The 24,494-nt window shown below is 60.3% G+C and carries 21 protein-coding genes; 16 read left to right on the top strand and 5 right to left on the bottom strand.

Going from position 1 to position 24,494, the window contains the following annotated elements; all coding sequences use genetic code 11:
* Positions 1-669 precede the first annotated feature (669 nt).
* Positions 670-2,502 carry a phospholipase D-like domain-containing protein gene (locus VI056_05490; protein HEY6202477.1) on the bottom strand — a complete coding sequence of 611 codons (1,833 nt, stop codon included), beginning with the start codon at positions 2,500-2,502 and terminating at the stop codon, positions 670-672.
* 266 nt (positions 2,503-2,768) lie between these two features.
* Complete coding sequence (locus VI056_05495; GenBank protein ID HEY6202478.1) at positions 2,769-2,891, bottom strand: hypothetical protein; 123 nt, start codon at positions 2,889-2,891, stop codon at positions 2,769-2,771.
* 223 nt (positions 2,892-3,114) lie between these two features.
* Between VI056_05495 and VI056_05500 the strand changes: the two genes are divergently transcribed.
* The 8 genes from VI056_05500 (at position 3,115) to dgt (ending at position 9,611) form a co-directional block, all read left to right on the top strand.
* Positions 3,115-3,378: a helix-turn-helix domain-containing protein gene (locus VI056_05500; protein HEY6202479.1), complete on the top strand. Its 264-nt coding sequence runs from the start codon at positions 3,115-3,117 to the stop codon at positions 3,376-3,378.
* A 177-nt stretch (positions 3,379-3,555) separates the two neighbouring features.
* Positions 3,556-3,732, top strand: coding sequence for a hypothetical protein (locus VI056_05505; protein HEY6202480.1), 177 nt, complete (start codon positions 3,556-3,558; stop codon positions 3,730-3,732).
* 533 nt (positions 3,733-4,265) lie between these two features.
* On the top strand, positions 4,266-5,015 hold the full coding sequence (locus VI056_05510) for a hypothetical protein (protein HEY6202481.1): 750 nt from the start codon (positions 4,266-4,268) through the stop codon (positions 5,013-5,015).
* 35 nt (positions 5,016-5,050) lie between these two features.
* Positions 5,051-5,671, top strand: coding sequence for a hypothetical protein (locus VI056_05515; GenBank protein HEY6202482.1), 621 nt, complete (start codon positions 5,051-5,053; stop codon positions 5,669-5,671).
* Between the two features lie 74 nt (positions 5,672-5,745).
* Positions 5,746-5,997, top strand: coding sequence for a multiubiquitin domain-containing protein (locus tag VI056_05520; protein ID HEY6202483.1), 252 nt, complete (start codon positions 5,746-5,748; stop codon positions 5,995-5,997).
* Between the two features lie 373 nt (positions 5,998-6,370).
* Positions 6,371-7,705: a ThiF family adenylyltransferase gene (locus VI056_05525; GenBank protein ID HEY6202484.1), complete on the top strand. Its 1,335-nt coding sequence runs from the start codon at positions 6,371-6,373 to the stop codon at positions 7,703-7,705.
* A gap of 314 nt (positions 7,706-8,019) precedes the next feature.
* Positions 8,020-8,244 (top strand): hypothetical protein, encoded by a 225-nt coding sequence (locus VI056_05530; protein HEY6202485.1) that lies wholly within the window; start codon positions 8,020-8,022, stop codon positions 8,242-8,244.
* Positions 8,245-8,327: 83 nt separating this feature from the next.
* A complete protein-coding gene (gene dgt / locus VI056_05535) occupies positions 8,328-9,611 on the top strand; it encodes a dNTP triphosphohydrolase (protein ID HEY6202486.1) in 1,284 nt (427 codons plus the stop codon).
* A gap of 291 nt (positions 9,612-9,902) precedes the next feature.
* On the opposite strand, the gene VI056_05540 is transcribed toward dgt, so the two are convergent.
* The gene (locus tag VI056_05540; GenBank protein ID HEY6202487.1) at positions 9,903-10,184 is read right to left on the bottom strand and encodes a hypothetical protein; all 282 of its coding nucleotides are present in this window, start codon (positions 10,182-10,184) and stop codon (positions 9,903-9,905) included.
* Positions 10,185-11,624: 1,440 nt separating this feature from the next.
* On the opposite strand from VI056_05540, the gene VI056_05545 reads away from it, so the two are divergent.
* The 8 genes from VI056_05545 to VI056_05580 all read left to right on the top strand — a co-directional run bounded on the left by VI056_05545 (position 11,625) and on the right by VI056_05580 (position 20,687).
* Positions 11,625-13,001: a sugar ABC transporter substrate-binding protein gene (locus tag VI056_05545; GenBank protein HEY6202488.1), complete on the top strand. Its 1,377-nt coding sequence runs from the start codon at positions 11,625-11,627 to the stop codon at positions 12,999-13,001.
* A 127-nt stretch (positions 13,002-13,128) separates the two neighbouring features.
* Complete coding sequence (locus VI056_05550) at positions 13,129-14,004, top strand: sugar ABC transporter permease (GenBank protein HEY6202489.1); 876 nt, start codon at positions 13,129-13,131, stop codon at positions 14,002-14,004.
* Between the two features lie 66 nt (positions 14,005-14,070).
* A complete protein-coding gene (locus tag VI056_05555; protein ID HEY6202490.1) occupies positions 14,071-14,856 on the top strand; it encodes a carbohydrate ABC transporter permease in 786 nt (261 codons plus the stop codon).
* A 129-nt stretch (positions 14,857-14,985) separates the two neighbouring features.
* Positions 14,986-15,876: a carbohydrate kinase family protein gene (locus VI056_05560; protein HEY6202491.1), complete on the top strand. Its 891-nt coding sequence runs from the start codon at positions 14,986-14,988 to the stop codon at positions 15,874-15,876.
* 101 nt (positions 15,877-15,977) lie between these two features.
* Positions 15,978-17,141 carry an SIS domain-containing protein gene (locus VI056_05565; protein ID HEY6202492.1) on the top strand — a complete coding sequence of 388 codons (1,164 nt, stop codon included), beginning with the start codon at positions 15,978-15,980 and terminating at the stop codon, positions 17,139-17,141.
* A 76-nt stretch (positions 17,142-17,217) separates the two neighbouring features.
* Positions 17,218-18,027, top strand: a complete 810-nt coding sequence (locus VI056_05570) for a BtpA/SgcQ family protein (protein ID HEY6202493.1) — start codon at positions 17,218-17,220, stop codon at positions 18,025-18,027.
* Between the two features lie 24 nt (positions 18,028-18,051).
* Positions 18,052-19,428, top strand: a complete 1,377-nt coding sequence (gene allB, locus VI056_05575; GenBank protein ID HEY6202494.1) for an allantoinase AllB — start codon at positions 18,052-18,054, stop codon at positions 19,426-19,428.
* A complete protein-coding gene (locus tag VI056_05580) occupies positions 19,425-20,687 on the top strand; it encodes an amidohydrolase family protein (protein HEY6202495.1) in 1,263 nt (420 codons plus the stop codon). The genes allB and VI056_05580 overlap by 4 nt, the downstream gene beginning before the upstream one ends.
* Before the next feature lie 1,069 nt (positions 20,688-21,756).
* Here the strand turns inward: VI056_05580 and VI056_05585 are convergent.
* Both VI056_05585 and VI056_05590 read right to left on the bottom strand, forming a co-directional pair.
* Positions 21,757-22,482, bottom strand: a complete 726-nt coding sequence (locus tag VI056_05585; protein HEY6202496.1) for a hypothetical protein — start codon at positions 22,480-22,482, stop codon at positions 21,757-21,759.
* Between the two features lie 514 nt (positions 22,483-22,996).
* Positions 22,997-23,746, bottom strand: coding sequence for a hypothetical protein (locus tag VI056_05590; protein HEY6202497.1), 750 nt, complete (start codon positions 23,744-23,746; stop codon positions 22,997-22,999).
* Positions 23,747-24,494 lie beyond the last annotated feature (748 nt).

Below are 24,494 nucleotides of genomic sequence, written 5' to 3' on the forward strand. Positions count from 1 at the left end.
GCGACGGACATCGGAGCCTTTCGCACATTCCACGTACGTAGCGCGGCGTACCCTCCACGGCAAGTGACGCGGATGATCTGCGCGTGGAACGCGAGCCGGTGGGTGAGTTGCCGCGCGGCATCGACGGCAACGCGACCTGCCGGTCGATCAGGGTCGCGCGCGGCTTGGGCGTTTCGGGCGACGTGCTCGCGCAGATCCTTATTCGCCGGCGCGGTGTCGAGCAGCAGCTTGAGCGGATCCGGAACCTATACAGGTGGGGCGACATGGCTGAGGACGCGTACCTGACCCAACGCAAGCTGCTCACGCGCGACCTCGAGGAACTCCCAATCGCAGACGACCCTGTCCCACCGGCGGAAGCAATCGCCCTCGCCTCGCGCGTCGGCGAGCTGTGGGGGGAGATGACCGACGACGAGCGTCGGCGCTTCGTGGAGGAGTGGTTCGATGAGCTTCGGCTTGGGCGGGACGGCACGATAGCAGTGCGCGCGAGAGAGACCTACCGCGAGATTGTCTTCAGCGCTCTTGACGCGTGGTGGAGGTCGGACCCGTCACGCCACCTTGGCGCCTTGCACCTCCTCAATGACCTTGACGCGCTTCATCTTCAGCTGAGCGTGAGCTGTGATGGCGTGGCGCCTAATAGCGGGACAAGGCGATGGTCCTGCACGTCGTTGCTCATGATTCCAGTGCGTTTTTCATCTCTGCGAACATCGCCACGCGCTTTGTCTTCAGCGTTCCGGGCGCGTAAGCGGCATGCCAATCGGTGCCCGTCTCGTCAAGCGTGAGCGCCTTCAGCGCCTGATCGTCCTGCTTGCCCTTGCGCGCTTCGGTCACCGAGCGGAAGTAGTAGTGGAAGAAGAGGCGGTTGAACTCGGTGAAGTAGATGTCGGCGACACGGGTGTCGCCTCGGATGATGACCATGTTCTCATCGTTGTCGTTGGTCGACGCCTTGCTGAAGTTCGCCGAGCCAGTCACGACGATCGGATCGTCGCTGAGCGGATCGTGTAGCAGGAACTTCGAATGGATGTAAGCGACGTGCTTGTTGAGCTGGAGCTCGCGCGTATTCGTCTCGTTGACCCACTGATAAAGGGGCGCCTTGATGAACGAGCCCCATGCCTCGTAAACGTTGTTCTTTGCGTTCAGGGCCACGAACGCGGTCTTCGGCTTCGTCCCGGCCTTGGGCTTTGACGGCACGTCGCGCTTCTCCAGGAGCATGAAGATGAGCGGGCCAGCAGCGTCGTTGTTACTGAGCACGTCCTTGAATTGCTTGCCTATGCCGAACGCGAGCGTGATCGCGGCAGACTTCTTCGAACTGTCCACCAGCTTCGCGTACGAGTTGAGGACAGCGAGTCCTTGCCGGGGGGAGAAGACTGGCATGACCCCCTTGATCGCATCCATCGTCGTCGGTGGCTTCGCGATCGCCTCGACCCTCGCGCGATAGTCCTTCTTCTTCTTGTTCGCGTCGGTCCTCGCGTCGCCCTTCTGCGAACCGGGGTCGGTCGAGAGAAGCTTCCAGTACTTCTGGTACGCGCTCGCGACCTTCGCGTCCCGGATCCAGTGCCCGACGTTCGTCTGCCCGAAGATGCCGCCCTGCGTGATGTTCGTCGAGCCCGTCCACACCTCTGCCGGCGCGGCTCTTTTTCCTTTCAGCAGGACCATGAACTTGTTGTGCTCGATGTTGGCCGGATTTGCTTCGCGCCAAATGACGGCGGAGCCCGGGAGGTGGGCTGCGTCTTTCGTCTTCTCGTTCTCATCTCGGGGGAATGGCGGGCTGACCTTCCCGGTCTTCTTGCTCTTCTTCCCGTTCTGTTTGCCGTCGAGGATGATTCGGACTTTCACGCCGCCCGAAGTGCGCGCAGTTTGGAGCGCATTCGCGACGGGCTGGTAGCTGAATTCGTAGAAGCAGCAGAGCAGCGTGTCGCCTTTCTTCGCATTCCTGATGAATTCAAGGATGCCCTGGTCGAGCTTGCGCGACAGCCACTTGTATGCATCCGCCCGTTTTGCTGCTGGCAGCTTGTCCGGCTTCTTGTTCCCGTACTTGCGAGCGTAGGCCTGACTGCTGGCGACGCCGCGGTTGAAGAACACGTCATGCGTCTTCGTGCTGAAGAGCTTCTCTGTCCGTACTTTGATGGAGATCGCTGGGTAGTCAGTGCGCGGCACTAGGTGCGTCTTCGTTCCCTCGAGCGGCGTGACGACGTACTCGTACGGCCGGTCGTCGAGCACGTTGAAGTCGTCCCACACGAAACTTTGGAGTGGGTGCTTCCACATGCTCTTTTCGGGGATCGACGTGGTCGACGTCCCAATCTCGGACTTGAACACTTTCGAGTTGAGCATGGGGAGGGTGCGATTCTTCGCACCATTCGGCAAGCTCGTGTCGGTCCGATCGATCGCGAAGCCGAAGAGCCCGGTGCGTGCCACGTCGGTCGCGGCGATCCCGAACGAGACCGTCCCGTTGCCGCTCACTGCGAAGACCTGGATGCCGTTGACGACCTTCGACTTGAAACGCATCGCCGCCTCCCCGCATGCTCTCTGCGGCGGACGGTCTAACGAGCGGCGTCCGCGACGCCGTCGAGAGTGACCGTCGACGAGCGTAGATCGCTCATGACATGGAACCTCCGTGTGAAAAGAAGCCTACTCGTCAGCAACTGGGTTGCGTGCGCTATGCGGTCGCGCTGTCCTTCACACCGGGCTGCATGCTTCGCGGTGCTCGGCGGTCGGGTCCTCCGCCGCGGCAAACGTTGGCCCGATCACGTGGCGGCCACGGAGAAATGCCGCTACTTGCGCTTGCGCCCTGCCGCCAGCGTCTTCGCTGCTTTGGTTTCGTTCTTCTCGCGTGTGTGAGGGTTGCGCAATGCCTTTCCCGCCTGGCTGAGCTGTGTCTTCGTCGGCTTCGCCATTGATCTCTCCTTCTAAGTCGATGTCCGCGGTCAGGCTAGAGCAGACCGTTGCGACGTAACTGCCTGACCAACTCCTCGCGGAAGAGCGCCGTTGCGACAAACAGGATGGCTAGGCCGATCACATGCTTTGTGCCCACTCTCGCCACCGCCTTTCGCCTTCCGTGCCAGTATATCCATTCGGATATGTCGCGTCTGAGGGCCGGCCCGCCCTAGATTTGGGTCAATGCACGAAGGCTCACCGATCGACCAGGGCAAGATCATCGAGCGGCTGGTTCAAGCGCGCGCAGATCGTGGCCTGACACAGGCATACGTCGCCGAACGGATGGGAACGACCCAGCCGTACATCGCGCGTCTCGAGTCCGCTACCAGCGACCCGCGCCTGTCGACGATCCTGCGTTACGCCGCGATCGTCGCCGGCGCGGCCCTACTCGCCACGATCCTTGCCGACCTTGACACGCAGGGCAAAGGAAGGCGCGGCTCGCGATAAGAAGCTGTCGGTCGAGCGCGTAGCGGAGACCAGCGAGCATTGGCTTTGTGAAGCACTCACGCAGCAACACCTCGGTCGTCTAGCGCACTCCGGAGTCGGGATCGAAAGCGGCTCAGGCTTCTACTGACTGCCTGTTGCCCCTTTTCCTTCCACAGGGCCTTGAGGCCAAGGGCATCGATGCATAGCAGCGCGGCCATCGGGGACAGCATGACCTCGTGGGAGCGCCTTGTCCGCGACGCGATTGAACAGTGGCGCATTTCGGAACGCCTCATCTTCTATCCCGCGGAGCTCGAGTCGCTGCCAGGCATCTGGCCGAGCACTGCTGCGCGCATCGTCCGCGCGCGCGAGAGCTGAAGGCGTCACCAAGGTCGAGGAGCTGCAGACAAGGAGCACAGCCGATGGTCGTCCTGCGCAGACATGTTGGGCTTTGCAGCACGCGATGCGAGTCGCATCAAATCAGCATGACGGCACCCACCTACACCACGTCACCGTGGACGGCCTCGCCGAATGGATCGCATGGTGGGACGCGCAGGAGGCTAGCGCGTGAACCAGCCGACAGGGCGGGTAGGCACTGGAGATCGCCGGTGGAACTTGGGTCGACCCGCCAGTGTTTGCCCTGACATCTCTGTCGAGGGTCTGGAAAAACTTTGCGGAATGTTGTCCGACCGAAGAGCCTAGGCGCGGGGACGGTGGGACCGTTCATGGCAACCGCGTGACGGGCGAGCGTGACCATGGTGAGCGGAACGCGCTGCGTGTGAGTCGCGCGCGACACGGGATAGGAGATAGAGGCCCGTGAAATGGGCCATTTGTGGCCTTGGTGGCGTGCGCGCTGTCCATCTTTCCTTCCGTCACACCGGTCAGTGACAAGTCGGCTATCATCTCTGCCAATGCGTCCTGTCCCGGTTGTCTTCACCGGCAAGCTCATCGGCTTCACGCCGCAGTTGCGGATTGAGCAGGTGCCGTTATCGCAGGATGTCGAAATTGATCTTTCTCAGATCGATTCGATGACCGCGGCTGGTGGGGTGTCGGTGGTGCGGGCGGCCGCTCTCGCCACGCAGCGAGCAAGCAACGGACACGCGGTCGTCCGCATCGTGTTTCCCATCGAGGTCGACCGGGCCGAGGTCCTCACCGCGAGCCACTGGGATCGCGACTTCCCTACGCAGATCGCGACGTCTGGCCCTCGAGCGACAACCTACGGCAGTGGAGTCCCGGTGGTTCTCCTAGACAATGGATCGATCGGTGGGTGGCTGGGTAACACCGCTGGCCTTCTAATCGGCAAAGATGAAGCCACTCGGCCATACGGTGAGGCGGCGTTTTACCTCTCAGAGGCTGTCGGCGAGATCGCACTTGGGGGCGATGGGTGTTACGCCGCGGCGACGTTCATCGGGTACGTCTTCCAGCTTGCGGTCGTGGGGCCGTCGCTCGAGCACATCGGCTATCTAATCGATGATCCTGCCGCGGCTCTTCGCGAAGGTGGAGATCTCGCGAGGGCGGTCGCGCTTGCGCGTCGTCTCGGCGCAGTGCTGATGTACCACGAGAGACGAGGGCTCCGCTTTGTCGGCGACAACCTAAGCAGGGTGAGCGACGTGCCCTCTGGGTCCGGTATCTCGTTCACGATCTTGCTCGCGGAGCGTTAGTGCCGTCGAAGCAGAGATCATCACAGAGGAGGGAAATGAAGAAGACGGGAGATTCGATTTTTCTGCTGCACCTTAGGTTTGCGCAGTTGGACAAATATTTTGGGCTTCGGCGTCGCGCCGTTCAGATTGCTCAGCAGATCGATCATGAGATTGCTCGATCCCGAGAGAGACTGCGAGGAATTGTTTTCGACTTCACGGGAGTCGAACTGGTGGGTCTGGCATTCACCGATGAGTTGTTGGCGCAGTCTCTCGTTTTCGTGCGCCGACCTGACGACGATGGGATGTTCTTGGTGTTCGTGGGCGCGAACGAGGAGGTTCGCACCGCGGTCGATGCTGCATTAGATCGACATCGTGCCATTGCCTTCTCAGCCGATAGCTCAGCCGACGTCGAACGTGGGAACCTTCAGCTAATCGGGGCAAATGACGAGCTTCGCGAGCTCTATGAACGGGTCAGTGCCAGCGGCGAGACACGGGCGAGTGAACTCAAAGACATGATCGACACTTCGCGCACGAACACAGCAAATCGTCTGAAGCGTCTGAGAGAGTATGGCGTCGTCGCCGGCGCGCCCACCCACGGCAAGGGGCAACCACTTGCGTACAAGGCCGCGTTTCCTCCAAAGGGAAACCTTCAGCTGGTCGAGGCCGCAACGCACTGACATTCGCTTGACCTCGGTCATCTCCGCGCGGTACTCTAATTGTCAGTGACAGGTATGACAGATTGAGGTGAGACATGAGCACTGAGGCACGAACACATCTGGTCGAGTTCACGGTGAACGGGAAAGAAGTCCAGACCGCGGAACGTGTTTTGACCGGGGCCGCCATCAAGGCCCTTGGCGGCGCGCCGGCAGATGCTCGTCTTTATCAGGACAAGGGCGGCGGCGCTGCAGATCGAGAAATCGCCGATGGTGAGGAGGTGCACATTCACGAGGACGAAGCCTTCTACACAGTTCCGAAGCACATCGATGCGGGAGCGCAGCACTGAACCCTCAGGCCACCGCTGAAGTTGAGCGACTACGCCGGATCTACGGTGAGGTCACAGGCCAGCCGGTCGATGCGCAGTCTGACCTAGTCATTGTCAGGGCCTTTCCGTGTCCTCCTGGTTGGACACCGGTTTCCGCACGCGTCGGCGTTCGTGTCCCTGCGCTGTATCCGGCGCAGGCCCTCGACACCTTCCTGCTCGGACGTGACATTCGTTCGCCATCAGGACAGCCACCGCGCAGCGTGATGACCCAGGTTCAGGTTGGCGACCAATTGTGGGACCAGATCAGTTGGCATTGGAACGGACCCTGGGATCCGACCGCGGAGAACTTGGTTACATTCGTCCGGAGCATCGGTCGCTACTTCGGCGAGCATCCATGATTCGAGAGATCACGTTCGCGCCCGACACGTACGCGGCGCTCCGTACGCACCTGTTCCCGTGGCCGGAGGAACGCGCGGCGCTCCTGCTTTGTGGGCATGCCCTCGGTGCTGAACGTCAACGGTTGTTGGTCCGAGAGGTGATTCCAATCGAGTCTGCTGCCCTGCTCCGACAGGAGTCGTTCGGCCTCCGGGTCGACGGACGCTTCTTCGTCCCACACGTTAAGCGAGCCCGCGCAGAAGGCTGGTCCCTTGTCTTTGTCCATAGCCACCCGTTCCAGGGAGGCGATTTCTTCTCGCTGACAGATCTCGAAGGCGAACGGGAGCTTCGCGAGTTTTGGCACACTCGTGCGCCGGGACGGCCGCACGCCACTCTCGTACTCAGCCCAGACGGCTTCGCTGCGAACTGGCTCGAGTCAGGTCGGCCGGCAGAGCCGATCGACCGCATTCGAGTGATCGGCCGATCGCTGACGACTTTGCAGCAGTCAGTCAACTCCACCACCAGCAGTCGACACGACCGTCAGATTCGCGCGTTTGGCGAGAGAACTCACTTCCAACTTGCGAGCGCGTCGGTCGCGATCGTGGGACTTGGCGGCATCGGCTCGCTCGTCGCTGTAGCGCTGGCGCGTCTCGGGCTTGGATCCTTTCAGCTGTGGGACAGCGACAAGATCGAGGAAAGCAATCTGAGTCGCGTCGCTGGAACAAACCCAACCGACGCTGAGCCACACCGCTCCAAAGTCGATGTCGCCGCGAGATTAATTCGGTCGATCAATCCGGCCGCCGACGTGATCATGCGTCCGGAGCAGCTGCACGTTGACTCAGGCAAGGCCCTCGCAGATGTCGACTACATCTTCTGCTGCGTGGATACACACACAGCTCGGGCCGAGCTGAACCGGTACGCCCGACAGTACCTCACGCCAGTCTTCAATCTGGGAAGCAGAATCACGACCGCGCCCGTAGGGATCTACGGAGCCATCGACTTTCTTGGACCGGACGGAGAGTGTTTGGTCTGCGCTGGCAAGGTGGACGCGCTTCGAGTCGCGCAGGAGCAGCTAGGGAAAGAGGAAGCCAAGCTGCACGTCGCACGCGGCTACCTCGACATCCCAACCCCTGAGCCAGCGGTGATCAGCCTCAATATGGCGGTTGTCGGCGTCGCCATTACGGATTTCCTCCGCTACCTTTCCGGCGATCAGCTTGAGAGCGCACTCGTCCTCGACCTGACTCGCTCAGTGATTCGCCGGCACGCATCAGCCTCGCGACCTTGTCCTGAGTGCGACGCGACACTCCAAGCTGTTGGTGACATTCCGGTCTGGAATGGTCGCCCATCCTCCTGACCTTGATGTCTCGCGCAGTTACCGTGAGATACGCCTGTGACTGCACACAGCACGACCGTCGACGCAGTGGCTGCGGCTGCGTGCCCGTCCCGAGGCAGAGGCTCTTCCTGCCCTCGCAATTCAGAGAAATTGCAGCGACAGTGAGCGCTGCGATGGGCGGCCAAGCACAACGACTGGGGCGCTCCGATCGCGAGACTGGTCGGTAGTGTGTCAACTGTCGCCAGGGCAACGAAGATCGCCGCACAGGGGGCTTCTTCGGGAGCCCGAGTTTGGTCATAATCTTGCGTGGGCGAAGACTGAAGGGAGCAGAGACGGTGGCAAAAGATCTTGTCAATGCCGAACGTCGGATTCTCACGCTCCTCAAGAACGGGCGGCGCAGTTCGGTGGACGTTGTTGATGAGCTTCGCCGTCAACACTTCGACGACCTGATTGTCCGCGACGCAATCTGGCGTCTAATTGGCTCGATGGAAGTCGAGCTGACGCCGAAGCGCGAACTGCGAGTTGTAGCTCCAAAAGAGCGCCGGGTCGTGTCCGCGTAGGACGCGCGCGCAGAACGAAGCCTCGCGAGCCGAAAACATCCCCGGCGAATGCCCCACCGACGGTTCGGGACGAACGGATTGTTCTGGAAGCCTCTGCGGCGCATCGATCCGAGTCTCAGCGCGATCGAGACCGAATCCTCTACACGAGCGCTCTCAGACGGCTGGCCGGTGTCACGCAGGTTGTCTCCGCCGCCGAAGGCTACGTTTTCCACAATCGACTGACCCACACCCTCGAGGTAGCTCAGATCGCGCGCCGTCTCGCCGAAAAGCTACTCACGGAGCGACCGAAGCTCGCCGAGTTGTTAGGGGGGATCGATGCTGAAGTTGTGGAAGCGGCCGCACTCGCCCACGACTTGGGCCACCCGCCCTTCGGTCACGTGGGCGAGAAAGAGCTTGATCGCGTCGTGCGCGAACGCGGACTGACTGACGGGTACGAGGGCAATGCCCAGACATTCCGAATCGTGACCAAGCTGGGCATTCGTACTGATAAGCCGGGTCTGAATCTCACTCGGGCGACGCTGAATGCAATCCTCAAATACCCTTGGCTGAAGGGCGCGCATGGCCAACACAGTCGAAAGTTCGGATCCTATGCGACTGAGCACGTCGAGTTTGACTGGGCACGAGCCATCTACATTGGTGATGACCGCAGGAGTGCCGAGGCAGAACTCATGGACTGGGCTGACGACATCGCTTACGCCGTGCACGATGTCGAAGACTTCTACCAAGCGGGCCTAATTCCGTTAGACCGTCTCGTTGTCGACCCAAAGGAGGTCGAGCGTTTTCTTAGCGGTGTTTTCGACCGCTGGTCACGAAGGAAAGTCCCACTCCACTACTCACACCCGAATCTCAGAGCTGCCTTCCGGGACCTTGCCATCACCTTCCCTGTCGCCGAACCGTACCGTGGTACACGCGTTCAACGAGCGAGCCTCCGCGATCTGACTAGCGGTCTCATCGGCCGGTACGTTGGTGCCATACGCCTTCGCGTTCCGCGCAACACCAAGGAGCGCAGGGTTGTCATAGAGCCATTCGCTGAAATGGAGATCACCATGCTCAAGGAACTCACGTGGCATTACGTCATCGCGAACCCAGCGCTTGCCGCGCAACAGCATGGTCAAAGGCAGGTGGTGCGGGAACTCTTCCGAATCCTTCTCGCCGCAACTGGCACCGATCGAGACTTGCTGCCTCCCGGGCCGCGTGAGGCGCTTGAGGACGCTGAAGCCACAACACCGAAGCCACAATGGGACGACGCCAGATGTCGCGTAATCGCTGACACCATCGCAGTAATGACAGAGAAACAAGCCTTCGAGATGCACGCACGGTTGACGGGCGTCGAGCCCGGGTCGGTGTTGAACGCAATTCTTGTGTAAGAGTGTGCCTACGCTCTCCTTGCGCTCCGGACCTCTGCGCGGACCCGTGCGAGTAGCTGAATCGTCGCCCAGAGATCCGGATGCGCCGAGGCCCAGTGGTGGCGGTCCTCTTCGGCGTTAGAAATCCTCGCGCCGCACTTCTTCGTTGGCATGACCGGATTCTCGGCGCCGGGTCGTAGGTCGATCCGCCGGTCGCGTTCCGTTGGCTCTCGGTCGGCGACGAGAACACCGCACTCGCGCGGGTATCTGGCGGCCTTCGCTTTTGGCGCCTTCGGCACGAGGTCGGATTGTCTACCTTCGGTCACGAACCAGGCGACGCACCATCTCCAACGTGCCGCTGCGCGGCCTCGCTTGACCTGCCTTCCAGCGCTTCGCCGTGCTTCGTCCGACCTTCAAGGCGCGAATGAGATCGCCAGTCGATATCCGCTTCAGCACCGGCAGCGTCTCGATCACCCACGGGTCACGCCGCGGTTCCTTGTAGACGTTGAGGTACTCGGCCTCGTCGTGCAGCACGCCGGCATCAACCTCATCGAGCCGGTTCGACTCCTTCCCCGCGTACACGATCCGTCCCATGTGCACCGCTCGTCGCTGCAGCTCTTGATTTCGATCGCTAGAGCAGCGGGCGCGAACGGCTGAAGCAGCCTGAAACGGGTCTGGTCAATGGACCACCCCGAAGCTGGCCGATCGTCGCGCTCGGATAGGAGCACAGCGGATGGTCTCGTGCGCAGACATGTTGGGTTTTCCAGCATGCGATGCGAGTCGCATCAAATCAGCGTGACGCGTCGCAGCTACACCACGTGACTGTCGATGGTCTGGCCGAATGGACTGCGTGGTGGGACGCGCAGGAGGCGAGCGCGTGAACTGGACGCATCCTCCTAGCCGCAGGAACTCCTGATCTCGCAGCGTCGGGTGCCTAAATGAGCGGCCGCTTCCTCGCCACGCCCCGAGAAGCTGTTCGTCGCGAACTGCTGCGAGACGCGATCGAAATCTCGTCGTTTTCTGCTGTGCGACTCGTTCCGTAATGCCATAAGCGCCGTCGGCCGTCTTGACGTAGCTCGGTTGATGGCTATCCTCCCAGAGATGTCCGACATCGTACAACTCGACTGGCTGGTTACACCCTGGAACCGTCGGGCTCTGCCGAACCAGCTTGCCAGCGCATTTCGCGATGGCATTCGGGCGCGGAGGATTGCGCCGGGGCAACGCCTGCCCTCTGAGCCTGAACTGGCAACGATCCTGGGAGTCAGCCGCACGACCCTACGAGCTGCCGTACAAGTCCTCGTTCTAGAGGGCCTGTTTGATCGGAAGCACGGCGTCGGGACGTTTGTCTCGGAGACCGCGAGCCATGCCGTCTCCGTTGTCGACGACATCTCTCAGCTGACGTCGACGTCTGATCTGATCCGGCAGCACGGCTATGAGCCTGGAGTCGCGTCCCTGCGCTATGACGTAGAGCCCGCGACGCTCGAATTGAGCGAAGTCTTGAACGTTCCGATCGGGTCGTCAGTTCTTCACCTGTCTAGGACTCGGACTGCCGATGGTCGACGCGCGATTCACGTCGAGGAGTACGTACCGTCGTCCATCGTCTCAAGAGAGCTCGTCCCAACTGGATCGGCTGATTGGTCCCTGTTTGCCCTCCTACGTTCCGTGGGTCACCCGGTCGTTTCCGCTACTTGTCGGATTCAGTCTGTAAATGCCTCAGCCGACCTGGCTAGAGAGTTGGGCGTCGTGCCGAATCACGCACTCCTGCTTCTCAGCCAGACAGCGATCTCATCTCGAGGAGAGATCGTCCTCTACGGCAACAGCTACGTCGATACCAACGTCTTTCGATTTCAAACTCTCCGACGGGCACGAACGGAGAACGAAAGCGCGGACGACGTCGTTTCCATGCGCAGAGGGAGGATTCGTAACAGCGATCACAACCAAGTAGAGAGCCGTGGCACTTAGCGACGAATCTGTAATCGAATCGCGCGCCCCCGAGTCAGTGCAGTCTCGACCAACTAGATGGAGGAGGAATAAGTGGAGAGTCCGACGCGCCGTTTGAAGTCGATAGTCCCAGCGCTCGTCGTTGCATTGCTTCTCTCTGCATGTGCAGGCGCGACACCGACGCCGACGGGGGCGGGCGTGAGCTCTAGCCCAGCAGGTCCATCCCAGACACTCACGACCGCACCTGTCACCTTACGCATTCTTCGGTATACCGCGACCAAGGCCGAAGAGGACCTACACGCCAGCTGGATTGCCGAGTTCAAGAAGGATCATCCCAATATCACGATCGAGGCCGAGGTTGTTCCTTTCGGAGAGTTGAGCAACAAGATTCAGGCGTCCGTCGCCGGAGGGAATCCGCCTGACATCTTCTTCATTGATGGCCCGAACACCAAGACCTATGCATACCTCAAGATCTTGCGACCCTTGGACCAGTACCTACCAGCGGGGTTCAAGGCAGACATCGTTGACGCCACACTCGAAGAGCAGTCGTACCAGGGACAACTCTATTCAATGCCAGACCGCCAGACGGCTCCGGCGCTCTTCTATAACAAGGACATGCTCGACGCCATCGGCGTTAAGCCGCCCACGAAGCTTGCGGACGCTTGGACATGGGACGAGGCACTTAAGGTATGGATGCAGCTCAAAGCGAAGTCTCCGGACGTCTGGCCTCTTGAGCCGTCCAGATTCGGCGCGGGAGGCGCGGGCTTTTACTATCGCGATGGCATCTTCTCGCGCTCAGCCGGCGACCGATCAGCACCCATAAGTTCGAGCCTCTACAAGACCTTCGCTGCGATAAGTCCCGATGGGACGACCGTGCAGGGCTACATCGATTCTCCGGAAGCGATCACTGCCGGAAAGTGGTTCCAGGACCTCACGATGGTTCACGCGGTGACCTCTAAAGTCGGAATTCCAAACGCCTTCCTAGACAAGAAGGCAGCCATGACCATCGACCACGAAGGCATCCTCGGTCGTATGAACACCCAATACCCCAACGGGGGCTTCAACATCGGTGTCACACCGATGCCTTATTTCAAGAAGCCGGTAGTCATGACTGGCAGTAACGCGTCAGGTATCTCGGCGCGCTCCACCCACCCAGCCGAGGCGGCCGCTTACTTGAATTTCATCTACAACGACGCGAATCGGCTGCGCTACTGGGACGCGAACCGCAACATGCCGGCTCGCAAGTCGCTCTTCGACAAGTTGCCAGCGTATAAGGACTACCCGCTCAGCATGCTGAAAGAACAACTTCTGACGATCGGCGCACCACGACCGCCAACGCCCGCGTGGGCGATCTTCGACTCCATCATTAATGCCGCGATTAAGGACATCTCACTTGGCGCGCCTGTTGAGACAACTCTCCATAAGGCTGCTGTCGATGTTGATAAGGAGCTAGCAAAGTACCCAAAGTAGGGTGATGAAAATGCGGGTCGCATCCCGCTCGGGAAACGAATCTGCGGGGGGCTCAGTCGAGTCGGCTGGGCCCCCCAGCATCCACGGGCCCGCCGCCACGCCGGCTCGCCCATTGGGAGACAGAGCGGTGCGCCGTTTGCGAGATGGGGCAACCATCGCGCTCTTCCTAACACCAGCGTTCGTCGGCTTAGGACTCTTTCACTTTCTGCCGATCTTCATTGCTCTTCGTGGAAGCCTATTTGACCTCAATCTTCTCGTGCCGGACCGCGAAACGTTCATCGGCGTAGAGCACTACATGACGATGCTCTCGGACGAAGAGTTCCGTCGATCGCTCCTCAACACTGTTGTTTACACGGGGACCAAGTTGGTGATCCAGCTACCCCTGTCGTTCGGGCTCGCGCTACTCATCGAAACACGTCTGCGCGGTACGACACTTCTTCGCAGCGCCATCTTCGCGCCAACGGTGACAGCGGTCGCGATTGCAGCGGTGATTTGGGGCCTCATGTATCAGCCGCAAGCCGGGCTGATCAATTCAATTCTCGGGGCGGTGGGCATCGAGCCTCAGTCCTTTCTGACTAGCAAAGACCAGGCGCTTCCATCGATCATCGCCCTGGGAATCTGGCAGGACACGGGATTGACCGTGCTGATCCTCTTAGGTGGTCTTCAAGGGATCCCTAGAGATTTCTACGAGGCCGCGCAGCTTGACGGTGCATCCGGCTGGCAAGCTGTGCGGCATCTAACGTTGCCCCTCCTCCGCCGAACCATCCTCTTCACGGTGGTGCTGACCACGATCTTTGCTTTCAAGGTGTTTGCCGAGGTCAAGATCATGACCGAGGGCGGACCGGAGAACAGCACCCTCATGACCGTGTACTACATCTACAAGAAGGCCTTCGTATTCCTCGACCTGGGCTACGCGTTCGCCTTGGCAGTCGTGTTGATGGCGATCCTGATTGCTATTGCACTTCTGCAGGGCCGGATTCTGCGGACGCGGTTCGAGTACTAAGTGAGTCGTCTTCAACGTCGGCCGAGGCCGCTGCGGTTCCTTCTCTACTTACTGATGCTTGCGGTAATGCTGACTTTTGCGACGCCGTTCCTTTGGATGTTCGGTTCTGCCTTCAAGACTCAGGGCGATATTTTCGCCCATGCATATCCGCTTACGTGGGAAACGATCCTTCCCGCGCGCCCGACTCTTGACAATTTTGCGAGTGTCATATTTGGACGGGGGATCGGCCGCAATTTCCTCAACAACCTGATCGTGGCGGCCGCACAGGTCGTGCTTACGCTCACCGTGTGCGCGATGGCGGCATACGCATTCGCCCGCCTGCGATTTCCAGGACGGGACGCGCTCTTCGGGCTAGTGCTCTTCGCCGCTCTGATTCCGTTTGAGGCAACGATGATCCCGCTGTTCCAGGTGATGGGAATCCTCGACCTTCGGTCTACCTATTTCGCATTGTTTCTTCCATGGATTGCGAATCCCCTGGGAATCTTCTTGCTTCGTCAAGCGTTCCTCGAGGTTCCCAGAGATTATGAGGAGGCCGCGATCATCGAAGGGGCATCTCGTCTTCAGATCTTTTGGAACATCGTCTTACCGATGTCGCGGCCGGCGCTTATCACATTGGTCTTGCTGACGTTCCTCTGGTCGTGGAACTCGTACCTATGGCCCCTGATCGTGATGCAGGACTCGTCCAAGCAAGTCATTCAAGTGGCCATCGCGAGCTTTAGTGCTCCCGAACAGCTTCCCTCCTGGGGGGACATCTTCGCAGCGTCCGCCCTGGCGACGGTTCCCGTGCTAACCATCTTCCTGCTCCTCCAGCGCTACTACGTGCGTGGAGTAGCAATGTCCGGGCTGAAGTGATCGTGCGGATTCGATGCTGTGCTTGACTGTGTAGCCGTCGGTGGTCTAACGCTTGATTCCGTAGTTGGACCCCGGGGAGACGTACATCACCGGCAGTGCGGCGGAAATGCGTTTTACGCCGCCGTCGGTATGCGCTTGTGGGCGAAGGCCGTTGGCATCGTCAGCCGGGTGGGGTCTGACTATCCGGCAGACTGTCTCGACGCTCTTGCCGACGCCGGCATCGACACATCGGGCATCCGTCGTGTCAACGATGAGCACGCCCTCCTGTCTGGATACCAGTACGACCAACAGGGCCATCGTCGGCAGGTAGATCCGTCCAGTCGCTTACCTCTATCCGAGCCGACAGTTGGAAAGGAATGGGCCGAGCAATCGTCGATGATTCGAGTGCCGGAGTCTGTTCGGGAGCTATTCGACCCGAGGTTTGACGATGTACCTGCATCATTCCGATCCGCACGCGGTTTTCACATCGCAAATATGGGGTATCCAGCCCAGCGGGCCTACGTCGACTCTCTTCAGGGCAAGCTACTAAGCCTGGATGCAACCGACCCGGATTTGCCGCTCGAGCTTCACACGAAATTGCTGGGCGCCGTGGATTTGTTTCTGCCTAGCGAGATCCAGGCCAAAGGGCTACTCACTGGCGCCAAGGAGGACTGGCCGCATGCTCTGGCAAGGCTCGCTGAGCTCGGCCCCTGGATCGTCGCGGTCAAGGTCGGAAGTGAAGGCTCTTGGGTGCACGACTCGAAGGCCGGACGATCGTGGCACATTCCCGTGGTTCCGCTGGCTCAAGTCAAAGACCCGACTGGGGCCGGCGACGCCTACTGCGGAGGATTTCTGGCCGCAGTCATCGACGGCCATGACGCGCTCGAGTCTGGCCTTCGGGCGACGGTATCGGCGTCCTTTGTCATAGAAGCATTCGATGCAAGACATGGCTTGCAGGTTTCGAGGGACGAGGCCGAGAGCCGACTCGTCCCTCTACGACGGCTTGTGTCGGAGGCAGGGCGAAATTCACAACTCAACTAGAGGTGCGTTCTCCACCATCGTGAACTTACTCACGGCCAAATCAGGTTCGATCCTGCCATGGCAAGTGACGAGAGCGCGCTCTCGCAGATTGGATTGAATTTGTGAATGACCGCACGGACTTTGTGAACAAGCGCGCAGTGAGCGTGGAAACGATGTTGTCAGCTATCGAGCACCAAGCTGAGCTCGTAGATGGCGTCGTGCGAAGTGTCGGAATACAGGCCAGCCGTGTGGTACAGGAGCTTCAGGGACGCGGCATTCGCAATGTCTACGTCACGGGGTGCGGCGACTCCCTGTACGCCGCATTGGCCGTGCGTCTCGCGTTCGATTTGCACTCCGGCTGCCGTATGGAGCCCGTCGAGGCGCTCGAGTTTTCACGCTATGTCGTCCACGGCATTCCCGAGCGGTCGGCCGTCTTTGGCGTTTCGGCGAGTGGGAATAAGGCTCGCACAATCGAGGCCATGAGGCGGGCGAAGACCGCAGGCGCACTCACCGTCGCAGTAACCGGCACGGATGGTGGCGCCTTCGCTGGGGAAACGGATCTGGCGATTTATCAGAATGAGTCGGAATACCGCGTACCTGCTCCACCCGGCGAGGGCACATTCAAGCTGGGCAACTACATCGCGAGCATCGTGTCCCTCTACCTAGTAGCCCTCGGCCTGGGTATAGGCACGGGGAGATTGAATCGCGATGGACACGCCGAGCTCGTCGAGGAAATCCGAAGAGCAGGCACGGTGATTTCGCGAACGATTCAAGCGAATGCCGAGTCATTGGACCGGTTAGCCAAGGTGCTGTCCGAAACGGACGAGTACCACATCCTAGGAGGCGGGCCCAGCTACGCGACGGCACTGTTCATGGCGGCGAAGATGTTCGAGTTACCGCAGCGCCATGGAGTACCGGTAGAACTTGAAGAGTGGGCACACGAGCAGTACTTCCTTACGCGCCGCGGGACCCACCTCATCGTCATCGTTCCGCCGGGGGCGAGCCGCGATCGAGCGCACGAGTTGATTTCGGGTGCAAAGGCCATGGGCGCACACATCACGTCGGTCTGCGACTCGGAAGATCGGGAAACTCAATCCATATCCGACTCCACATGTCCGGTCGTCGGAACAATTCGTGAGGAGTTCTCACCGCTGACCTACTGCGTACCTGGGCAACTGTTGGCGACGGCGATTAGCAAATCGCTCGGCAAACCAGCGTTTCAGTTCATCAGCAGTGATCAGTACGAGACCAACGTTCGGATGGTCGCGGGAAGTCAAATCAGATGAGATATGCGCTGTTTGGTGGGCCGGATGCTCAGCCGCGTGCCCATCCGTTGATGCCAATAGCTGGCGGAGACAATCGATGACGCAGCCCGGTGGGCATTTCTTTCAGACGATCAAGAAGCCAGTGATCGCAACTCTCCATCTCAAGGCTCTGCCGGGCAGCCCGTCGTACCGGGGAGAAGGTCTGGATCGCGTCATTGAGAACGCTGTTTCCGATGGCGCAGCGCTGGCGGCAGGAGGAGTAGACGCAATCTGCATCCAGAACAATCAGGATTGGCCTCCAGCCGCAGAGAGGGCAGAGACCATCGCGTACATGACTCGAATTGCGACGGAGATGCGTCGTGAGTTCGGCCCGATCCCGCTAGGGATAAGCATCCTTCCTAACGGGACCGACAGCGCATTGTCGGTTGCGCACGCCGTCGACGCGGCGTTTGTTCGGGTCAAGGTTTATGTCGGTGCCGTGGTTGCGTTCGGAGGCATCATTGAAGGAACGGCGTACGAGGCACAGTCCTTCCGCGCACGCACGGGCGCACAAGACATCCAGATTGCGGCGGACGTCTATGACCGGTCCAGCTCCCCTTTAGGGTCGATGCCGATCGAGGAGGCCGCTGTTCAGGCGTCTCGCCAAGGAATGGCCGACGCCTTAGTTGTCACGGGGACATCAGTGGAGGAGAGCCTGGCCAGGGTGCGGCTCGTGAAGCCCAGGGTCGGCAACACGCCGGTGTATGTCGGAGGCGGGACCACGCACGAGAATGTCGGACGATTTCTCGCTGAGTTCGACGGGGTGATCGTGGGCCATACGTTCAAGAGAGATAAGGAATCAGGTGGTGGAGTCGATGTCGCGCGAGTCCGTCAATACATGGAAGCTGTTAAGCGTGTCCGGAAGTAGACGCGAGTTTCCCCGGAGCGCGTCATGCCGGTAGATCTTGTTATCAGAAACGGAACTGTCGTAACCGGTGACGAGACATTTGCGGCCGGCATCGCCATAGATAAGGGCCGCATTGTCGCCGTCGCTACCGAGAACTATTTGCCTCCCGCCTTGAAGGACCTCGACGCAGGTGGCATGTACGTCATGCCCGGCCTGATCGATGCCCACGTCCATTTCCGAACTCCGGGTCTGGAGCACAAGGAAGACCTGACAACCGGATCGATCGGAGCGGCGGTAGGTGGCGTGACTTGCGTGCTTGATATGCCGAATACCGTTCCGCTCACAGCGAGTTCGGCCATCGTCGCACTGAGGCAAAGGCTCATAGCCGAGAGTTCATATGTGGACGTGATGCTTGTAGGCGTCTTGATTCCAGACAACGGCGGCGAAATCGTGCCGATGGCGGAATCGGGAGTCGTTGGTTACAAGGTTTATCTCGGCGAGAGCGTGGGAGGAATAGCAACTCCAGACGACGGGCAGCTTCTCGACTACATGGCTGATGTCGCAAACACCGGCCTTCGCTTTGCGTTTCATGCCGAATCTGGTCCGATCTTGCGCCACGCTCAAGCGAAGGTCCGCGTTGCTGGTCGGACCGACGGGGCAGCATTTGCCGAGTCCCGCCCGGTCATCGCGGAAGTGGAAGCCATCCACCGTGTCTGTCTATTTGCGTCGCATACTGGCGCGAAGATTCACATCCTGCACCTCAGCTCGAAAGACGGCCTAAACGCCATTCGAGAGTGGCGCAGGAAGGGCGTTGATGTCACAGCGGAGACCGCGCCCCAGTACTTGTTTTTGACCCACGACGACCTCGTGCAGCAGGGATCCCGTCTGCGTTGTAATCCGCCTGTGCGCACGGCCGATGACGCGGCCGAACTCTATCGCGGTCTCTTAGACGGCGATATCGACATGATCGCCACTGATCACGCGCCACATACGGACGCCGAGAAGACGGCTTCGGACATTTGGCAGGCAATGTCGGGCATCACGGGAGTAGAGACCGCTGCTGCCCTCGTTCTCTCCGAAGCTGTCAACACACGTGGGATGACGCTCGAGCGATTCGTCAACGTCTCCTCTGTCAACCCCGCCCGAGTTTGGGGAGTTTGGCCGCGGAAGGGTGCTCTGGTGGTTGGTGCGGATGCCGATGTCACGATCGTTGACTTGAAGCGCGATTGGGTAATTGATGAGAAGACGCTCCACAGCAAGAACAAAGTCTCTGTGTGGCATGGCCGCTCCGGCCGGGGAAAGCCCGTCAGCACGATCATTGGTGGTCGACCAGTAGTGGTGAACGGTGAGTTAGTAGCCGCGCAACCTTCAGGTCGTCTGGTCAACCCTGTACGACCAGAACGCCGTGACGGTTTCGCATGACCGGCACGAGCCCCGACGGGATGACGTGGTTAGGCGTAGATGGATTCCTCGATGGACGCCAAGAGCGGCAGAAGAACATCGTCGTTGGTCTTTCGGGCTCACACATTTCCTGGGTCGGTTCTGCAAACGACTTGGACCAAGAGCGTCGCTCCACCGTGCAGTGGTTTCCTGGATGCACGCTTCTCCCAGGCATTATCGATGTCCATACGCATTTGTCGTTGGCTGCGGATGGCCGAACGTACGAGGAGATGGCCGCCGACGATGACCGGGCGATGGTCGAAATCGCGGCCCGGAATGCGCGAGTTCACTTACAGGCGGGAGTGACGACAGTTAGGGAGAATGGCGCGCGCAACGACGTGGGATTCACGATCCGAGACACGATCGCCTCCGGGCGCGCTACGGGTCCCCGTGTGCTGGCTAGCGGCCGGCCAATAACACCATCGGGCGGGCACTTCCACTGGTGCAATGGCGTAGCCGATGGGGAAGTCGCGCTTCGCGCCGCCGCGAACCAACTGATCGATCAGGGCGCGGATCATCTCAAGATCATGGCAAGCGGCGGAGGAACAAAGTCAAGCAATCCGCGGTTGCCCACCTACACGATCGGTGAGTTATCCGCAGTTGTAGCTGTGGCGCACGAACGCCAGCGACTTACGACTGCGCATTGTCGAGCAACCGAGAGCCTCGCGCGAGCACAGAACGCTGCGATCGATTGTGTAGAACACGCTGAGTTTCTGGGTCCCGATGGTGCAATTCAATTCGATGAGAAGATTGCAGAAGGGCTCGTCGCGTCCGGGACATACATCAGTCCAACCTTGCAAGCCTTCGGTCATTACCGTCTCGTGGAACTGCGCCGTATCGCGCTCGAGCGGGGCCTCTCTCGTGACGAGCAACTCGCTGACGACCAACTCCGGCGGCACCTTGACACTCACCTCGGTACCTTTGCGGCTTTCCTCAGACTCGGCGCTGGTGCCCGTATGGTGTACGGGTCCGATGCTGGGCCTCACTTCACCCGCTTCGGCGACGTGGCATTTGGTCTCCAACTCATGGTGGATGGCGGTATGAGCCCGCTCCAAGCCATTGCAGCGGCCACGAGCGTTGCCGCGGAAGCCTGCGGGCGGGATGACATCGGGATCATCGCGGTCGGTAAACGTGCTGATTGCATTGTCGTTCTAGGCGATCCATCGGCCGACATCGCGGCGATCGCGAGAATCGTCGCTGTTTATAAGGACGGCGCCCTCGCGCACGCGAGTCCTTCGTAGCGGTCTTAGCTTCACCTTCCTGCCTGGCGCGTTGCCTCTAATCCACCACGCACCGACGTTTGGACAGACGTCGAACGTGCCTCGGCGGCGGGCTCGTCATTCATCGCTTACGAGCGGGAGCTCCTTCGGCCAGGGACGCAACGCATTCGGATTCGTCAGGTGCCACGCGCGTCCGCCGTAGAACTGCCGACCGTCTGGCCGCGTCTCTGACAGAGGCTCGCTCTCGAACACGATTCGTCGCGCTCGGACAGGAGCACAGCGGATGGTCTTCGTGCGCAGAAATGTTGGGCTTTTCAGCATGCGATGCGAGTCGCATCAAATCAGCGTGACGCGCGCAGCTACACCACGTGACTGTTGACGGTCTGGCCGAGTGGATTGCCTGGTGGGACGCGCAGGAGGCGAGTGCGTGAACGGACCCATCTTCGGGGGTCAGCTGCGCTGGCCGATGCCGGCTCGAACGGGGGTCGAACCCGCCGGTCTTTGCCAGTGACATAGCGGTCGAAGGTCTTGAAGCGTCAGATCGGCTGCTCGAGGGGGTTTGCCCAGAGGCGCTTAGGTCGCGATGGTGAACGACCCACCCGGCGTGTGAGTCGAGCGCGACGGGGGGTATGGGAACGTGCAGGTTTGTGAACACATGCCCTTTGGGACGCGACTAGAGTCTCGTGGATGACAGTCGGCGTCGAGCCAAGCTCCTATCGAGACGGTCGCCTTGTCTTCATTCCGAACGGCGGCGCTCTCCCGCGATCCTGCGTGCGGTGCGGAAATGTCGCCTCGGGCGCGGTCGACCGCGAGTTGAAGTGGAAATCAGCAGGTCAACTTGCGCTCGGCCTCGCAGTCGGCTTCTCGCGTCAGTGGAAGACTACCGTCGTTGTACCGCTATGTGAGAGGCACTCCAGTCTGTACACGCAGGGGACCCGCCTCGTGTGGATCGGGCTCGTTACCACGGTCGCGTCAGTGATTTGGGTCATCGCTTCACAGCAAGGAAGTCTTCTCGCTCTCATTGGCATCATCGGCGGTCTCGTGCTGGCGATCTTTGGTGACTGGCGCCGCTCGCGGACCGCGGGCGTAGTTAGTGCGTCGCGCATCGACAAGACTGGGGTGTGGCTGGACGGTCAATCCAGTCTTGTATCCCCTTGGGGACTATTCGGACGAATCCGCCGACGAGGAAACCGAACATAAGCATGACCACGATGTATGGGAGATTGAGAACGAAGATGATGCCGACGCCAATCTTGTCCCCGAATGAACCGCGCATGAAGTCACGGGGAAACTCACTAACGAGTTTCGTATACATCGTCCAAATGTCGTCGTCATCATCCGTTGGGACCGTCGGCTCCGCGGCAATCGGTAAGGTTTTGTGGGTGGAAGCGACGAGGGCGGGATACTCGCGCTTGTACACCGCATAGATTCCCCAGAACGAGCTAATGACGATCAGCGCGACAGAAGCCAGTAGCTCGAGACCAGGAGCCCGCAGCAACAGGACCGTAGAGACGCCGCCGATGACCAGGAGACTCAGCACGAAAAGCCCAACCGCTACCTGAAGGCGGCGATTCGGCGCGACAACGGCACCGGCAAGGATTGACGCGGCTGGTAGAACGAGCGACTGAACGAGACGCTGCGCCGTCGTAGCTGGGATGAATCTGATCAACGACAGCGACCCGTCGTCGGAACGAAGAAGTTGCACAACGACATTCACGGCAAGGGTTGTGGCGAGGGTAACGAGCACCACCGCGGGCAGGACCAGGAGCCAACGCAGCCAGTCGGGGATAACCCAGGCATCTTCGTCGTTCTTCACGCCTCACTCGCAGTGCGGCGTGTTATGCCCAAGACGCTCTTTGTCGATTCGTCATGCCCGCAAGTCTCGTCCACCTGTCTAGCCAATCTGCAATTCAGCCCAGGCGACGCACAATCTGTCGCGCGACAACGTGACCCGAGTGCTGCGCTCAACATTCGTTCAGAGCACCACAGGCGGTCAGGCCGCCCCTTTCGCGCGATCCTGATTGGAGGCCGCTTCCCTGACGCGCGGAGCAGGTCGTCTTGTGAGTCGTGTGGACGAACACAATCTCACGACTCCACACTGGAGCGGTACTTGCGTGACCAACTTCGCAGACTCGTGCTCGACGTACGGCGGGTTCGCGACGGCTTGGACGACGTCTACGAAGTGCGGCCGGTGCGGGCTGACGATGGCGCTCGAGGTGGCCCGACCAGAGACGCAGGCGACGTCCGTATTCGTCATCGTCGCTGGCGTTGTCGGCTTCGGTCTCGGCGCACTTTCGCGAAGGATTCGCTCCTAAGCCGAATCGCGGTCTCTAGGCGTCGCCTCGTGGCTCGAGAGGGTTCTGGTTCACACCGACGCTGACTTGGCCCTCGTAGATGAAGTTCCCGAATAGCTTCTCAGGCGCCGGTCGCCGCATGTGCTCATCGGCAGCGAAGTCGTAGTACTTCGCAAGAGTGCCCGTCGGGCAGAGAACGTAATGCACGCAATGCGTCGCGTCTCCCGCGAAGCCGTTCGCGAGTACCTTTCTCGGCGCGTATGTGGCGAGGAGTTCTCGGTCGCCACTCGCGATGACCTCGGACCACTGCGGGTCATCAAAGACGCTCGCGGCGAGCCAGAAGTCATCCCGGTGTATTAGCGGAAGCCTCGCCGCTTGATTGAAGATTGGCGACTCGACGACAAGGTAGCCGTATGGCTTGTTCGTGCCAGGGTCTACGACTTTGTCGTCGACGATCTGTGTGTCCTTCCGATCGAATGCAGTGACGCGAACAACCTGTCGAACGATGTCCTTCCACGGAATCTCGACACCGACGAGTGGCTCCGACCCGCCCGCCCACTCCTTCCGAATCATGTTGCTTGCGAACTCGTTCGCTTGCCCATGAACTCGACTGGCGAAGAGCGCCATGCTGCCCAACGCAAACACAGGGCCGATGACGACAAGAGCTAGACCGATCCAAAGGACCATCCAGTTGCCGGACGTGAGCCCTAGAACTATTCCCGCGGCCGCGGCGAGGAGACCGAGCGGCAGCACCACGACCATGCCGAACATGTACGGGCCCCTCATGGCGGGTGAAAGTAACGCGAGGTGGGTCAGCAGGCCAGTGGGCACCGTGTTTCGTTCCGCACTCATACCCCGCGACGTTGCTGCATCTGTGGATCAAGCGCGGGCAAGGATCTCGCTGACGAACTCGACTGGACACGCGGGGCGCTCCCGCACATCTGTGACTAGCACCTCGGCGCACACTGAGGTAGTGATGAACACGGGTGCCTAACGGAATTGGTTCTGCAGTTGGCCCCGAAGCAATAGCAGGGACCCTCCGACAAGCAGTATCGGGAGCAAGACGCCCGCGACGCCGACCCACAGCAGCACGGCCTGGGACACGGTGCGCGATCGGGGATCGCCTTTGCGCCACGCGTACATGGTCAGAGAAGCGAAGCCGATTCCGAGGGAGAGTGAGAGAACATTCGGACCGAGGGACACGGTAGGTGAGACTCCCCACCACAAGAACATGATCGCAAAGAGCCCCGCCGCAGTGGTCCAGATTGCCGGGCGCTCTTGCTGCATTTCGGCCGGGCGCTCTCGCTGCACTTCGGTAGTGCTCGCATCAACACTCGGCTGCTTGTACTCGACGCTGGCGTCGCCTTGAGGTCGTCTAAGCCCGGCGTCTTTAGGTTCGGACATCCGCCACCCTGCAACGTTTTCCAGGCAGTCTACGTATCGTCCTCCTGCGCACCCAAGGGCACCTTCGTCACTCTCCCTTGAACTGAGGGGGCGCGGTCGAAAGATGCCCAAAGCCACAGAGGTCAGCAAT

This window comes from Candidatus Limnocylindria bacterium (assembly GCA_036523395.1).
Lineage (GTDB): Bacteria > Chloroflexota > Limnocylindria > P2-11E > P2-11E > CF-39.

What these genes read in the sequence shown, in the direction of transcription:
- VI056_05490 (HEY6202477.1), bottom strand. Translation starts at nt 2,502, where the DNA reads ATGCGTTTCAAGTCGAAGGTCGTCAACGGCATCCAGGTCTTCGCAGTG.
- VI056_05495 (HEY6202478.1), bottom strand. Translation starts at nt 2,891, where the DNA reads ATGGCGAAGCCGACGAAGACACAGCTCAGCCAGGCGGGAAAGGCATTG.
- VI056_05500 (HEY6202479.1), top strand. Translation starts at nt 3,115, where the DNA reads ATGCACGAAGGCTCACCGATCGACCAGGGCAAGATCATCGAGCGGCTG.
- VI056_05505 (HEY6202480.1), top strand. Translation starts at nt 3,556, where the DNA reads ATGCATAGCAGCGCGGCCATCGGGGACAGCATGACCTCGTGGGAGCGC.
- VI056_05510 (HEY6202481.1), top strand. Translation starts at nt 4,266, where the DNA reads ATGCGTCCTGTCCCGGTTGTCTTCACCGGCAAGCTCATCGGCTTCACG.
- VI056_05515 (HEY6202482.1), top strand. Translation starts at nt 5,051, where the DNA reads ATGAAGAAGACGGGAGATTCGATTTTTCTGCTGCACCTTAGGTTTGCG.
- VI056_05520 (HEY6202483.1), top strand. Translation starts at nt 5,746, where the DNA reads ATGAGCACTGAGGCACGAACACATCTGGTCGAGTTCACGGTGAACGGG.
- VI056_05525 (HEY6202484.1), top strand. Translation starts at nt 6,371, where the DNA reads ATGATTCGAGAGATCACGTTCGCGCCCGACACGTACGCGGCGCTCCGT.
- VI056_05540 (HEY6202487.1), bottom strand. Translation starts at nt 10,184, where the DNA reads ATGGGACGGATCGTGTACGCGGGGAAGGAGTCGAACCGGCTCGATGAG.
- VI056_05555 (HEY6202490.1), top strand. Translation starts at nt 14,071, where the DNA reads ATGCTGACTTTTGCGACGCCGTTCCTTTGGATGTTCGGTTCTGCCTTC.
- VI056_05560 (HEY6202491.1), top strand. Translation starts at nt 14,986, where the DNA reads ATGCGCTTGTGGGCGAAGGCCGTTGGCATCGTCAGCCGGGTGGGGTCT.
- VI056_05570 (HEY6202493.1), top strand. Translation starts at nt 17,218, where the DNA reads ATGACGCAGCCCGGTGGGCATTTCTTTCAGACGATCAAGAAGCCAGTG.
- allB (HEY6202494.1), top strand. Translation starts at nt 18,052, where the DNA reads ATGCCGGTAGATCTTGTTATCAGAAACGGAACTGTCGTAACCGGTGAC.
- VI056_05580 (HEY6202495.1), top strand. Translation starts at nt 19,425, where the DNA reads ATGACCGGCACGAGCCCCGACGGGATGACGTGGTTAGGCGTAGATGGA.
- VI056_05590 (HEY6202497.1), bottom strand. Translation starts at nt 23,746, where the DNA reads ATGAGGGGCCCGTACATGTTCGGCATGGTCGTGGTGCTGCCGCTCGGT.